This is a genomic window from Yersinia sp. 2545 StPb PI (assembly GCF_052217125.1).
Taxonomy (GTDB): Bacteria; Pseudomonadota; Gammaproteobacteria; order Enterobacterales; family Enterobacteriaceae; genus Yersinia; species Yersinia enterocolitica_E.
Genome location: NZ_JAZGPY010000001.1, coordinates 1,542,465 through 1,556,862 on the forward strand (window position 1 = coordinate 1,542,465; position 14,398 = coordinate 1,556,862).

Here is a 14,398-nt window from a genome sequence, read left to right on the forward strand (position 1 = left end):
ATAATAATGCTAATTTAGCCCCAGCGCCTTTTTAACCCCATCACCATAATCCGGGTGAACCTGAGTAAACAACGCCACCTGACGGCGCTGAATCTCTTCCGGTACTTGTGACAACTCACCGGCAATGCGGGTAAACATCCGCTGATGCTCCTCTTCACTCAGCAGGTTAAACAACGCCCGTGGCTGGGAGAAGTAATCATCATCCTCACGGTGATTCCAGTGATCTGCTGCGCCTTCCAGTGTTAATGGCGGTTCGCTGAAATCAGGTTGTTCCTGGAACAGGCCAAAACTGTTTGGCTCATAAGTTGCACCATTACCACTGTTACCATCAACACGCATTGCGCCATCGCGATGGTAGTTATGGAACGGGCATTTAGCACTGTTGACAGGGATCTGATGATGGTTCACACCTAAGCGATAGCGTGCAGCGTCGCCGTAGGAGAACAGCCGGCCTTGTAACATCCGATCAGGGGAGAAACTCACCCCCGGCACCACGTTAGCTGGATTAAATGCCGCTTGCTCAACTTCGGCAAAGTAGTTTTCCGGGTTACGGTTCAGTTCGAAGAAACCAACATCAATCAGTGGGTAATCGCCGTGTGGCCACACTTTGGTCAGATCAAACGGGTTGTAAGGTGTTTGTGAGGCTTCATGTTCTGGCATCACCTGAATTTGTAGATTCCAGCGCGGGAAGTCTTTACGCTCAATAGCGTCATACAGGTCACGTTGGGAGCTTTCCCGATCAGTTCCAACCAGTTTTTCAGCCTCATCATCCATAAGGTTTTCAATGCCTTGCTGGCAGCGGAAATGGAATTTAACCCAGAAACGCTCATTATTGGTATTGATAAAACTGAAGGTATGGCTGCTGAACCCATGCATATGACGATAAGATTTTGGCAGACCACGGTCACTGAAATCGATCGTTAACTGATGCAGAGACTCAGGGAGTTGGGAGAAGAAATCCCACTTATAAATAGGGTTGCGCAGGTTAGTGCGAGGGTCACGTTTAACCACGTGGTTCAGGTCAGGGAACTTCAGCGGGTCACGTAGATAGAACACCGGCGTATCGTTACCCACTAAATCCCAGTTCCCTTCCTCGGTATAATATTTCATGGCGAAGCCACGAATATCACGTTCGGCATCGGCAGCACCACGTTCACCAGCCACCGTTGAGAAGCGGACAAACATTTCGGTTTGTTTGCCTATTTCTGCGAAAATCTTTGCGCGGGTATATCGGGTAATATCGTGGGTAACAGTAAAGGTACCGTAGGCACCGGAGCCTTTAGCATGCATGCGGCGTTCTGGGATCACTTCACGATCGAAATGGGCCAGTTTTTCCAGAAACCACACATCTTGTAATAGCATTGGTCCACGTCGGCCCGCAGTAACGACATTATTATTATCAACAACGGGTGCGCCCGCGGCAGTAGTTAATCCTTTCTTTTTGCTCATCATTTTCTCCAGTATGGCTGTTGAATTGATTGCTTTCTTAGGTGTTTTACAGCATTACATCGCGCCAAAAGCCTGATTGACAAAATAATAATTTAAACAACAACAAGGGGTTATTCTTTGATCTCCACACTAGTTGTAGCCTTATTGGTTGTATTCAGCAAATAGGCATACCTTATCGTTGTTATTGTTAGCATAATACGGACCTATAGCTTAAATATTTACAATCATTTGAATTACTGTGGTATTTAATCGGTTTTTGGTATGTTTATGCTGTTTTTTTCGGTTAAACTCGGACAGGAAAAACCTGTCGGCCAGAGTTTGCTCACGGGTGACATCACGAATAACGAGAGAAAAATATGAAAAAGCATTTAATCGCGTGTGCAGCCAGCCTGCTGTTTGTGGCGGGTTCCGCCAGTGCCGTGAGTTTTAATGGTGAAGTCGGCAGTGATTACACTAATTTAGGTTTTGGCATGGGCACCAACACTGGCGGTTTGGCTATCAATGGTAACTGGGCACGTAGTGATCACGATGGTGATGTCTACGGACTGGGGCTGGGCTTCAACCTCCCCCTCGGCCCAATGATGGCAACAGTCGGTGGCAAGGGTATCTATATGTCACCGGAAGACGGTAGCAGCGGTGGTGCAATTGCGATTGGCGGTGGGTTAACCTATCCGATCAACAAATCGTTCACTCTGTACGGTGAAGGTTATTTCGCCCCGGAAGAGCTGACCAGTGGCATGAAATCCTATAGCGAAGCTAACGGTGGCTTGCGCTGGAGTGTATTCCGCCCGTTAACCGTGGATGTCGGTTACCGCTATATCAATATGAAAGGTAAAGACGGACATCGGGATAACCGTGTGGCGGATGGCGTGTATATCGGCGCTGGCTTAGCATTTTGATTATCCTTCGTTCTTGAAGCCACAGGGGTGTTAGCTTCGCTTGCGAACCCGAATCACTTACTTGTGTAAGCTCATTGGGATGCGTTCGCTTGCTGCCTACCTGCGACTCCAATTACTTTGGATAATACATGAGTAATATTTGATTAAAAAAGGGCGCATTCCTGACAGGATATGCGCCCTTTTAATTGGGGAGGGTATTAGCCGACAGCCGGTAATGCGCCAGTCACTATCCCCACTTGAATAGCAATGACCATCACACCACAGGCAAATACCGCAGCCAGTGCTGGTTTCCCACCCCAGACCCGATAGTGCCCTTGATGGACCTTACGGGCTTTCCACGCCAGCATTGCAGGCAGCAGTAATGCCAGAACTGACAGCGCCACCGCAGCAAAGCCCAATGCCATAATAAAGCCACGCGGGTAAAACAGCGCAAACAGCAGCGGGGGGGTGAAGGTGATAACCCCTGTTTGCAGGCGGCCTCGTACTGAATTACGACGTTTAAATAAGTCGGCCAGATAATCGAACAACCCTAAGGCCACACCAAGGAATGAGGTAGCCAGCGCCAGATCTGCAAACAGGTGTACTGCCAGCTCAACGTGAGGTGAGGCCACGACATCACGTACCGCTTGTAATAAGCCGTTCAAACCCGCCTGTTGCGCCAAAATACCGACAAAGGTATGAGAGGAAATAGCCCCAAGCGTGGTCAACTGCCAGAAGATATAGGCAACCAGCGGAATGGCGCTGCCGATAATAAATACCCAGCGCAACTTGCGAATATTACCGCCCATGTAATTGACGATACTCGGCACACTGCCGTGGAAGCCAAATGAGGTGAATATAACCGGAATAGCGGACAGTGCCAACCCTTGTTCCAGCGGCAGTGTCAGTAGGTTGGTTTTTTCGATATGTGGCATCATCAGTGCCAGCATCACAATCAGAAAAATGATTTTGGCGCTAAATAAGATGCGATTGAATAAGTCGACTGAGTGGGTGCCGATACAGACCACACCGCCCGCGACCAGTGTAAACAGTAATACGCCGAGTGAGGTCGGAAACGATTGTTGCGTCCATTGGCTGATACTGGTTGCCAGTAATTCACCGGCGCCGCTGATATAGGCAGCAGTCAGGGCATACATCAGAAACATCATACTGAAACCAGTCAACCATTGGCCCCGGTTGCCAAGATAGCGTTTGGCCAAAGTACCAAGCCCGGTATCTGCCGCTTCATGCTGATAAACTTCAACTAGCAGTAAAGCGGTGTAACACATTAATATCCAAAGAGAAATAAGCAATGCAAGTGTGACACCAAAGCCCACGCCTGCGGCTGCCAATGGCATCGCCAACATACCTGCACCAATAGTGGTGCCGGCAACGATAAATATACTGCCCAGAGTGCGATTCTTCACGCTTTCCTCTACTACATGACAATTTATTGGAATTATTGAGTGCAGCAGGGTAGTGGATTGCCCTGTTTGTGTCAAATGGACGTTACGCAAGGTGTAAACTTATAGTTACGTTTGTTGGTGTATTGAAGAGTCGACTTTTATCGGGGTTAATTATTCAGATAATAGATAAACGTTGTGTTTATGTAATCAGATTCATAAAGTGAATATATAAGCACTGACGGAGAAAAAAATGATCAGAGTTGAGATGTTGAGTACCGGAGATGAAGTGCTGCATGGGCAGATTATCGATACCAACGCGGCATGGCTGGCTGACTATTTATTTAATCAAGGCTTGCCAATCAGCAGTAGGGAAACGGTCGGTGACTCACTTTCGGCACTGATAGAAGTGCTGACCGAACGCAGTCAGGTTGCTGATGTGTTGATTGTCAACGGCGGGCTGGGGCCAACCAGTGATGATCTGAGCGCTCTGGCCGCCGCACGCGCCGCCGGAACGGAGCTGGTTGAACACCCGGAATGGATCGCGCGTATGGAGGCTTTCTTCCATGAGCGCGGCAGGGTGATGTCGGCGACTAACCGTAAACAGGCACATATTCCGGCTAATGCTGAAATGCTGGATAACCCAGTAGGTACGGCGTGCGGTTTCGCGTTACGGCTAAATAAGTGCCTGATGTTCTTCACACCCGGCGTGCCATCAGAGTTTAAAGTAATGGTTGAACAGCAAATCATGCCACGTTTACGCCAACATTTTGATGTGGCCGAACCCCCATTATGCTTACGTATGACCACTTTTGGCCGCTCGGAAAGTGATTTGGCACAGGAACTGGACCCACTGCGACTCCCTGAGGGGGCGGTGTTAGGCTACCGTTCATCTGCGCCGATTATTGAATTGAAGCTGACCGGTCTTGCCTCGCAACATCAGGCGATGGAACAGGTATGGCAGCAGGTGAGGGAAGTGGCGGGAGACAGCACCCTATTTGAAGGTACGCGAGGGTTGCCGGCATTGTTAGCTGAGCAATTGAACCAACGCGGCTTGCTACTGGCGGTGAGCGAACAATTTACCGGCGGGTTGATGAACTGGCAGTTGCAGAGTGCTGGTGTGCCATTGGCGGGCGGTGAATTGCTACCGGCGCATTGTCAGGAGACATTAGACGAGATTGCCTGCCGTGCACAATCGTTATCTATGTTGTGTGGTGCGCAAGTGGTGCTGGCGGTCGGCGCTATGCAAAATGATCACCTGAGCGTGGCTCTGTATACCCCTGAAGGAACATTTGCTCAAACAGTACGTTATCAGGCCAGCCGTCATGGTCTGCGTATTCGCCAGGAAAGCAGTGCGATGCTGGCGCTGGATATGGTGCGCCGTTGGTTGAATGGTCGCCCGGTGTGCGGTCAGCATGGCTGGCTGGATGTGGTTAAGATTTTGTAGTTAATCAATAACTCTCGATTATAATATAAAGGCGCGTATTTAAATTGCGCCTTTTTTATTATATTCATATTATTTATTACCCTGGTTTTATATTTATTGCTGCTCTGTTGTTTTATTTTTATCTCTTGTTTTATTTTTACACTTGCGTTATTTTCACTTTATCTATTTAACTGCGTAGGTGCTGACTTATATCGATTTTTTTGAATTACTTGAATCGGGCGGTTTTATTATGATTCGTAATTATTTATATTTTAGTTATGTTAAGTGCCAATTATTATCAAATGCCATCACATGCCATCACATGCCAAAAATGAGATGTTATCCTGACTGCTGGCTTGTGTTTGTTTTACCAAAGATACAATCGTCGGTTAATGTTCCTTTTCATAAAAATAAACTACCGCAATGTAAGGAAATATCCACATCTACTAGGGGATTTCTTTTATCGCATATTAAACGTTAAGGAAGGTAATTATGTTTCCTAAGATAAATATAAGTAGTTTGTTATGTGATAAAACACTGGTGAGATATTTTATCATATTATTGATAATGGCTTTTCTGCTAATGTCACCACTCAGTTTTGCCGAAAATCGCCCCAGTTTTGTTTGTGGTAAATTTAATGTTCATGTAATGGAAGTGCCTAAAGAATATATTATCTACTGGGCGGAATATGAAGGGAAAAGTTCCTGGACGCCTGGCTTTACTAAAAATAAAAAAGGCTGTGATGCCAATTTTACCTCTTTACCCATGATCGCCAGTTGGCCGGATATGCAGCCGGGGGATAAATCGAAATGGTATAAACAGGGGCTGGAGTATGAGGGATTAGTAATCAGCGTCGAGCCATTTAAACGATCCGATACCGATATCACCTATAAGCGTGACTTTTTTCTAAGAAAACAGAATGATAGAACCTTTGATTCGGTTGTTTATATCGATAAATTAGGGCTGTTTTTCGTTAAAGCCACCAGAAAGTTATTCCGGGCAGAACCACAGGATAGGAATAGCCCTTATTGGTTTGATGAGGATGTTAATGGTTATTACTGGGCAGAAGTTAACGGGCAAGTGCCGGTGGTATTTGACTGTCAGTGGCTGCCGTTAGAGAAAAGATATTATATCTGTGAGGCCCGTTTTGTGATGCCAGAAATAGGCTCACTGGTTGAAGTCATTTTTACAGTAGAGAAATTACCGCAATGGAGAGCCATTGTTAGCAGTACTCAACAATTTCTTTTATCGCATATTAAACGTTAAGGAAGATAATTATGTTCCCTAAGATAAATATGAGTAGTTTGTTATGTGATAAAACACGATTGAGATATTTTGTCACATTATTGATAATGGCTTTTCTGCTAATTTCACCACTCAGTTTTGCCGAAAACCGCCCCGGTTTTGTTTGTGGTAAATTTAATGGTCATGTAATGGAAGTGCCTAAAGAATATATTATCTACTGGGCAGAATATGAAGGGAAAAGTTCCTGGACGCCTGGCTTTACTAAAAATAAAAAAGGCTGCGATGCCAATTTTACCTCTTTACCCATGATCGCCAGTTGGCCGGATATGCAACCGGGGGATAAATCGAAATGGTATAAACAGGGGCTGAGGTTTGAGGGATTAGCAATCAGCGTCGAGCCGTATAGACGATCTGATACTGATGTTGCTTTTATGCGCGATGCCTATCTTAGACTTAGAAAATACGAGAATAAAACCTTTGATCCGGTTGTTTATATTAATGAATTAGGGCTGTTTTTTGTTAAAGCCACCAGAAAATTATTCCGGGCAGAACCACAGGATAGGAATAGCCCTTATTGGTTTGATAAGACGATTAATGGTTATTACTGGGCAGAAGTTAACGGGCAAGTGCCGGTGGTATTTGACTGTCAGTGGCTGCCGTTAGAGAAAAGATATTATATCTGTGAGGCCCGTTTTGTGATGCCAGAAATAGGCTCACTGGTTGAAGTCATTTTTACAGTAGAGAAATTACCGCAATGGAGAGCCATTGTTAGCAGTACTCAACAATTTCTTTTATCGCATATTAAACGTTAAGGAAGATAATTATGCTACAGCAAAATAGCAATGCAGGTAAGTTACAACTTAATGCCGCCGATCTGGCCTGCGCCCGGCAATTATTAGAAGCAAATAAGGAGAGTAAAGACCCCGGCCCGATGTATGATTTTTTAGCCAGCAAAGGCGATCGCTATGCCATATTAGCCAATGGTGTAGCCAGGGGGGATTCTATCGCTGGTGCCATGGCTATTCACAATATGGAAAGTGTGGGGGGTCGTCATAATAAGCCCGTCACTGAAACGGATATTAAGCATATTCGTTATGATATGGCGCACGGCTATCTTAATACCCAACAAAACGGCTCTGTCGCATTAGTGATATGAAGTTGGCAAAAGTTGCGTTGTCGGTTATTTAGGCGGCCAACAGATAAAATTGTTCTGCCGGTGATAATCCCTCTCCGGTAGGATGCTGAAGTTGCCCTTTACGTATCATGTGAACTAACTCAATACCTCCCAATATCGTCTGTGCCCGCCGAAACGATTTGAATCCCTGCATGGGTCGTATACGGCGTTTGATATTCCGTTGATCTTGTTCAACGAGGTTATTCAGATACTTGTTCTGCCTAACAGTAATGGTTTCTTCTTTTAGTTTGTCAGCGCTGCCGTGTTGGCGCCACTTTTATCGATGGTCACTGTTTCAGGTTCATCGCGGTGTCTAATGGCCTTGCTAAAGAAACGTAATGCAGCTGCAGCATTACGTTTGGTGGTCAGCAGGAAGTAGATGGTCTGGCCTGAAGTATCCACCGCCCGGTATAGATATTTCCACTGCCATTTGATTTTGATATAGGTTTCATCCATGCTCCACAGACGACCTCCTTAGCGTTTATGTCGGCGAAACGCCTTATCCAGTAATGGCACCAGGCGGATAACCCAGCGGTGGACCAAGGCGCTGACATTCCATTTAGTTGTTCGCTCCTGGCTGATCGCCATGCTCCTCCAACTGTTGCACCTCAACAAATACGCCGTCAGGATCGTATTCAAGCCGGAGTCTTTGCAGTTTCTCCCAGTTCTCTGCGGCGAAGCACATGCTGGTCTCGCCCGCCCTTGTCTCAAGATCGTACTCGTTGATATAACTGCTACGAGCAATCTCCTGAAGCTCGTCATACATCCGTTTTAACCAATATTGATTGACACTGTCATCTTTTGCATCATCCCACTGGGCGTAGGTCGATACAAAGAACTTGCCGTGTGCCGAAAATGCTGCTTGCGGATAGGTGGTCACACCCCGCCAGAGAATCGTTGTAAGGGTACTCCGGGACGGCGCGTCTGATAAATACCGGGATAGGATGGAAACCAATTCTTGCGTGTTATCTGTAAGGATATTGTCGGCATAAAACCTTTTTGATACCACCATGCTGTTGAACTGCTCGTAAATGGCCTCGAAGTTTGAGGGCTGATTGATGGCCAAGGCTGTAAGTGGCAGCTCTAGGCTGGTTTCAAAAGATTCGCGTAGCGCTTGCGCCTCTTGCGGGCTATCGGTAAACGCCAAAATATTTAACAGCACTGTTGGTGTGCCACCCGATGTCGGGGGGCTGACAGACATCATCACCTGAAGATTTGTAGGGGGAGATGCGTCTTCAAGTCTCGCCAATAAATCGTGCAAATGCGTGAAAGGTAGCGTATATGAGCTGTTGGTTATTACCCGAGGCAATGAGTAGCAACTGAGATAAAAACGGGTCACAACAAAAAACGAACAGGGTCCAGCGCCACGAGCGGCCCAGAACAAGTCTGGCTCCTGGGTTTCGGAAACATGTCGTAAACGACCGTCTGCGGTGACAATGTCCAAGGCTTGTACGTTGAATACGCTCATTCCTCCCCATTGGCTACAGTTGATCCCGAGCCCTCCCCCCAACAGGAATCCGCTGATACCCACTTCTTTTACATGCCCTGTCGGAAAAGCCAAACCTTTAGCCGCCAGTGCATGACTCAATTGACCACTACTGACCCCAGGTTCAACGATGGCGCGTTTGCGCCGGCTATCGATATCAAGTCCCTTCAAGCCGGAAATGTCCAACATCAGCGTATCAACGCGAAGAAAACAACCGGAGTAATTGTGCCCACTTCCACGCACGCTCACTTCCATGCTTCGCTCCTTGGCAAATACAACCGCGCGAATCACATCGGCCTCAGTCGCAGCGCGTACTATTCCAGCAGGTCTACGTGTTGGGCCTCGACCATTCCAGACGCTGGTGAGATACCACTCATCAAAGGCGGGATGCGAAGCAAGACGAACCTCGCCATCCAGTTGCGATGCCAGCTTCAGTAGAGACCGAGAAGTCTGCGTAGCGGCGGATATTCCCAGATCCTGGCTGACGATGGAATAGAGTCGTTTCGGTTTGAACTCCAAGTGAGTCTTGATGTGGGAATTCAAGCGGCCGCACTCGATAAGATTAATTCCTCTTTCGAATGCATAGCGATACACGGCAGACACACCCAAGGTGTAAGGGCTGAAATCGGAACTCTCAAAATCCATGCCGGCCGACCAGACATGGAGAGCGCCGTCTTCCTCGAAGCAGATAAAGCCGCTGACAATTTGCCCGTTCTGTTCTACGACGATAAGGCGAACCAAATCGCCGCAAAAATGGCAAAAAACAGCCAATTGTGATTCTGGCCAATAATAGGGTGTCCCCAGCCGTTTGGTGGTCAAATGATACAACCGGGCCAGTTTCTCAATTTCATTATCAAAGGGAGGAGCAAGTATTCGAACTTTGGCATCGCTGTGGTTGAAGATACGAAGCTGGCGTATCATTTCGTAATGCCCATAGTTGGGCAAAGGCTGCACAAAACTGTCAAAATCCGGAAAAGCATCCAGTTCGATTGAAAATTTATCCGCCATGTAGTTTATATTTAGCCCATTACGTTGAGCCTCACGCAAGAGCACACCATCCTGTACATTGAGAAAACAGAAATAACGTGCCTGCTCAGCCTGTGCGATAGCCGTAATAGCATCGAATATTCGTGCGTAAAGACTTGGGTCGTGACTTAACGTCGGTATCGTGGTATCCGTACAATGTATAATATGACTAAACAGTCCGCGCTCTTCAGATTCTACCGAGAGCTTAGTGGAGGAAACCAATAACCCTAACGGATCAACGGACCGAAATTCTTGAAGATAAATCGGGACCAGCGCAATCAGCCTCCCCTCGTCTCGCGCAAGCAAATAGAAAATTTTACTGACGTTTAACAACGGTGATTGCTCAGCCGCGATAAGAAATCGCAGATCGTAAAATAGGGGCGCCTTGCTTTGAAGAAAAAACGCGCGATACTCAGCAGGATCCAGGTCTTTAGCACTATTGAGAATATCAAGGGTTGTCGTCATTAAAGCCTCCATGGTTTATTGGATTGGCAGATAATTTGACTGAATGGCAATAGGCAACATTAAAAAAAACAGCATGTTACCTTTCTGCACCTTAATGCGACAGAAGCCCCCGCACTCCTGATTTTCACTTATTGCAACAAAAGCCTTTTCTTCTTATTGTGCTGTGTATCCACCATCTATCGTAATCGTTTGTCCAGTAATAGCTGTCACGTTATCTTCTGCAAGAAAAAAAATAGTATGTGCAACCTCTTCCTGAGTGGTAAAACGCTTGTTTGGCATCATTTCTATAAATGTCTTTTTATTGTTTTCACTATGGCCTAAAAAACGATCAAACATTTTTCCTTCTACGGGCCCTGGGGAAATCGAATTAACCCTAACTCCAGTAGTTGCAACTTCCAGAGCTGCTGTTTTGGTCAATCCCTCAATTGCGTGTTTACTTGCAACATAAATCCCAGTGTTAGGGAGGCCAACGATACCAGCAATTGAAGATATATTGATGATGCTACCTTTTCGTCTTTCCACCATCACAGGAATTTGATATTTCATTGCCAGCAGAGTACCTAATACGTTGGTATTGAATACCAAATGAAAGTTATCTTGGGTTACGGCTTGGATCTCTGCAGTTTCACCTACCGTGCCTGCACAATTTACAGCTACATCCAACGAGTCGAATCGCTCCAGAGTCACCTCGATAAGGTGCTTTATATCTGATTCACTATTCATATCAGCATTAACATAAAGTACGTCTTTATTAATGAGTTTGAGGGCATTTAATATCACTTCTCCTTCTTCGGGTCGGCGACCTGAAAACACGACATTATAGCCCATTTCAGAGAATAGCTTAGTCGCCGCATTCCCAATCCCAGAAAGCGCCCCCGTTATCAATATTGTTTTTTTCATGTAATACCTATTTTTATAGAGTGTAACTCGATACATGCCATTGCCTTAAAAATACGACTTATGGCAACTTCAGTTAATTTTTATTTAAAAACAAAAATTAAAACAAGCATGGCAGTTGAAAATATTCACACCCTACATACTCACCGAAATTTACTGTTACTATACCCTAGACTAGGGAAAATGATTTTCACAGCCCGTTATATTAATATGAAATATTTCTTATGATAAAAAATATATCTCAGTGTTAAATCCCATAATTGTAGTGTTAATCGATATAATAAATTGTAGTTAGTGGGGAAATTGAGTTTTCTCCCAAAAAAAACATCAATAATTCTTATTTAAAAAACAAATAAACAACTTAAAAAACTAATTATTTCAATTAATTGTGTTTTATTTAAATAGAAAATTACTCTTTTACAGCATCTATGGATGCAACTAGCATTCTTGAATACACTGTATATACTTTCTATTAAATCAGTTATCGATAATCTCTTAAGTAGGATATGAATTACAGATGACTATGATGTGACTAAATAGAAAGGAGCCGATATGATGGTAAGTACTGGTTGTTATCACATTTATGGCGTATGTGGGACACGCGATTATAGCCTGTTCATTGATTATGTGTGCGAGTCGATCCCAACACATGAAATGTATTTATTGCAGCAGATAGAACTTTGCCCAGATCAGATATTACATGATTGGCAAGTTAGTCAGAACCCTCAGATTTCCGAAGTGTTTGAAATAGAGAACGTTTCCTCCGAAGAAGATGCTGAAGAAGCGGTCTTATTTTGGAGAGCATATTTTAGTTCACTTGGCGAAACGGTCATTGATGGCAGGCATGTAGGTGATACATTTAGTCGACCTTAATGAGAATGGTACACCCGAGGTGGAGAATTAAAAATCATCTATCAGATTAATCACGGGAATGTAAAAAAAAGCTATATTTAATAATTAATTTTAGATGATATATTTTATCTTTTTAATTAAAGATACATTCAATTTAAGTTGAAGTTTATGGTGTGTATATTATAGAAATTTAAAATCTGACGTGCGGAGTATGTCTCATAAATTAATGGCTAGTAATTCCGTGATAAATATAAGTAAAGTTCAGATGGCAAACACTTTTTATGGGCCATGTTTAAACATGAAAAATACTGAATTAAATAATTTAAAAACGAAATTTTTATTTAATAACGATGTTACTAATGAATTGAATTCATCATTTGGACAAGATATCATTAAAAAAACGATACCGCATCGTGAGCCATTTCTTATGGTAGACAATGTGGAACTGATCAATCTGGAGCTCAGATTAATACAAGTAATAAGAAGAGTAGACGAAAAAGACCCAGTATTTGATGGTCATTTCCCCAATGACCCTATATATCCAGGTGTATTGCAACAAGAGAGCATGTTTCAAACCGCGCTTATTTTGATGTATTTTCTGTTAAATGAAACGGCTATACCGCCAGTAGAGGATAATATTATTAACGCGGTGGGAACTCGAGTCTATGATGTCTTTCATTTGTCTGCAGTACACCCCGGTGAATTAATGACTATTCGCTGCTGCATTACAGAGTACGACTCATTTATAGCCACTGCCATTGTTCAAATCACGGTTAACGATCAGATCGTAACCATTGGAAAAGGAGAATTTTATGTCTACTGATCGTATCGTTGTTACAGGCATTGCCATTAATACTCCCATTGGTGACACATTAGATCTCGTGGGCAATAATTTATTATCTGGAAAATCAGCCATTGGTTACTGGCGCAATTTTGATACCAGCAACATCTATTCAAAGATTGGCGGCCAGCTACCTGAGTATGATATTAAAAGCAAGTTGCACTCGTTTAGAAACCATATCCCAGAAAGCGTGCTTGCCCGTGCGGAGAAGGTCTTTAAACAAACTAACACAGGTGTCCAACTTTCAGTATTGATGGCAATGGATGCCTGGTTAGACGCTGGGTTATTTGAACAAATTATTGACCCTTTTGATTGCGGAGTCATTTGTGGGGGCCATAACCTTTCTGATAAATATTTACTTGATCAGCAAAAGATTTTCTCTGATGAACCCGAATTTATTGATGCTTTTTCCGGGTTAAATTCGCTTGATACGGACCATTCATCTTCTGTGGCCCAGGTATTAAATACCAAAGGATTAGCCTATCTGGTTGGTGGCACCTGTGCTACGGGGAACATTGCTATTCAGGCGGCAATCAATGCAATTACAGTAGAAAAAAAACAGGTAATGGCCGTTGTTTGCCCAATGGCCTCTTTCCACCCGATGATGTTACATTCGCTGACGATTTTAGACGCTATCTGTTATAGCCAGTATCAAGATACTCCCACCAAAGCCAGTCGTCCCTATGACATAAATCGCAGTGGCTTCCTGCCGTCTGAAGGCGGTGCAGTCTTAATACTTGAGCAAATAGACCATGCCAAAAATCGGGGAGCTAGAATTTATGCTGAGCTTCTTGGTGCCAATGTTAACTCTGATGCCAACCATTTAGGCGATCCCTCTCATGAAGGGCAAGTTCGGGTTATTCAAGATGTCCTAAAGAAATGCAATATCTCCCCAGAGCAAGTTGATTATGTCAGTGCGCATGCCACCTCTACTAAATTAGGGGATATTGTAGAATTAAAATCAATTAAAAAAGTGTTTGGTACGCATGCGGAAAAACTGATTATCAATGCCCCAAAATCCTTGCTGGGGCACACGATGTGGTCATCTGGTGGCGTGGAAGCCGCGATAGCCATTTGGCAAATGAGGCAGGGTGAATTCCACCAATCACATAATATCGAAACCCTTGATCCCGAGGTCGAATTAAATGTTTGTGCCTTTGGGAATGTAAAAAAAGAAGTTAATATTTTTCTAAACAATTCTTTTGGTATGGGTGGGATTAACAGCGCTAGCTTATTTGGTCGATACCATGGTTAGC

General features: G+C 44.4%; 11 protein-coding genes and 2 pseudogenes. 8 read left to right on the plus strand and 5 right to left on the minus strand.

Annotated features, from left to right (window positions below; all coding sequences use genetic code 11):
* Nucleotides 1-9 precede the first annotated feature (9 nt).
* Nucleotides 10-1,449 (minus strand): catalase, encoded by a 1,440-nt coding sequence (locus V1955_RS07045; RefSeq protein ID WP_420073452.1) that lies wholly within the window; start codon nt 1,447-1,449, stop codon nt 10-12.
* Nucleotides 1,450-1,805: 356 nt separating this feature from the next.
* Here V1955_RS07045 and V1955_RS07050 point away from each other — a divergent pair, with 356 nt between their 5' ends.
* Nucleotides 1,806-2,348: a YfaZ family outer membrane protein gene (locus tag V1955_RS07050; protein WP_083158281.1), complete on the plus strand. Its 543-nt coding sequence runs from the start codon at nt 1,806-1,808 to the stop codon at nt 2,346-2,348.
* A 197-nt stretch (nt 2,349-2,545) separates the two neighbouring features.
* Here V1955_RS07050 and tyrP read toward each other — a convergent pair whose 3' ends face one another.
* Nucleotides 2,546-3,754 carry a tyrosine transporter TyrP gene (gene tyrP / locus V1955_RS07055; protein WP_083158282.1) on the minus strand — a complete coding sequence of 403 codons (1,209 nt, stop codon included), beginning with the start codon at nt 3,752-3,754 and terminating at the stop codon, nt 2,546-2,548.
* Nucleotides 3,755-3,983: 229 nt separating this feature from the next.
* Between tyrP and V1955_RS07060 the strand changes: the two genes are divergently transcribed.
* From V1955_RS07060 to V1955_RS07075, 4 genes and pseudogenes are all read left to right on the plus strand, one after another.
* Nucleotides 3,984-5,177 (plus strand): nicotinamide mononucleotide deamidase-related protein YfaY, encoded by a 1,194-nt coding sequence (locus V1955_RS07060; RefSeq protein WP_442820704.1) that lies wholly within the window; start codon nt 3,984-3,986, stop codon nt 5,175-5,177.
* Between the two features lie 471 nt (nt 5,178-5,648).
* Nucleotides 5,649-6,422 (plus strand): hypothetical protein, encoded by a 774-nt coding sequence (locus V1955_RS07065; RefSeq protein WP_442820705.1) that lies wholly within the window; start codon nt 5,649-5,651, stop codon nt 6,420-6,422.
* A 29-nt stretch (nt 6,423-6,451) separates the two neighbouring features.
* A complete protein-coding gene (locus tag V1955_RS07070; RefSeq protein ID WP_442821427.1) occupies nt 6,452-7,213 on the plus strand; it encodes a hypothetical protein in 762 nt (253 codons plus the stop codon).
* 11 nt (nt 7,214-7,224) lie between these two features.
* Nucleotides 7,225-7,533: pseudogene (locus tag V1955_RS07075) on the plus strand (hypothetical protein); the annotation flags it as partial.
* Between the two features lie 52 nt (nt 7,534-7,585).
* Here the strand turns inward: V1955_RS07075 and V1955_RS07080 are convergent.
* The 3 genes and pseudogenes from V1955_RS07080 to V1955_RS07090 form a co-directional block, all read right to left on the minus strand.
* A pseudogene (locus V1955_RS07080) lies at nt 7,586-8,115 on the minus strand (IS6 family transposase); the annotation flags it as partial.
* A gap of 19 nt (nt 8,116-8,134) precedes the next feature.
* Entirely contained in the window at nt 8,135-10,552 is a 2,418-nt protein-coding gene (locus V1955_RS07085; RefSeq protein ID WP_442820706.1) for a GNAT family N-acetyltransferase, read from the minus strand.
* Between the two features lie 153 nt (nt 10,553-10,705).
* Nucleotides 10,706-11,452, minus strand: coding sequence for an SDR family NAD(P)-dependent oxidoreductase (locus V1955_RS07090; protein WP_442820707.1), 747 nt, complete (start codon nt 11,450-11,452; stop codon nt 10,706-10,708).
* Nucleotides 11,453-12,103: 651 nt separating this feature from the next.
* On the opposite strand from V1955_RS07090, the gene V1955_RS07095 reads away from it, so the two are divergent.
* The 3 genes from V1955_RS07095 to V1955_RS07105 all read left to right on the plus strand — a co-directional run bounded on the left by V1955_RS07095 (nt 12,104) and on the right by V1955_RS07105 (nt 14,397).
* Nucleotides 12,104-12,322, plus strand: coding sequence for a hypothetical protein (locus V1955_RS07095; protein WP_050691900.1), 219 nt, complete (start codon nt 12,104-12,106; stop codon nt 12,320-12,322).
* Between the two features lie 277 nt (nt 12,323-12,599).
* Nucleotides 12,600-13,124 (plus strand): 3-hydroxyacyl-ACP dehydratase FabZ family protein, encoded by a 525-nt coding sequence (locus V1955_RS07100; protein ID WP_442820708.1) that lies wholly within the window; start codon nt 12,600-12,602, stop codon nt 13,122-13,124.
* Nucleotides 13,114-14,397 (plus strand): beta-ketoacyl-[acyl-carrier-protein] synthase family protein, encoded by a 1,284-nt coding sequence (locus tag V1955_RS07105; protein ID WP_442820709.1) that lies wholly within the window; start codon nt 13,114-13,116, stop codon nt 14,395-14,397. Before V1955_RS07100 ends, V1955_RS07105 begins: the two co-directional genes overlap by 11 nt.
* Nucleotide 14,398 lies beyond the last annotated feature (1 nt).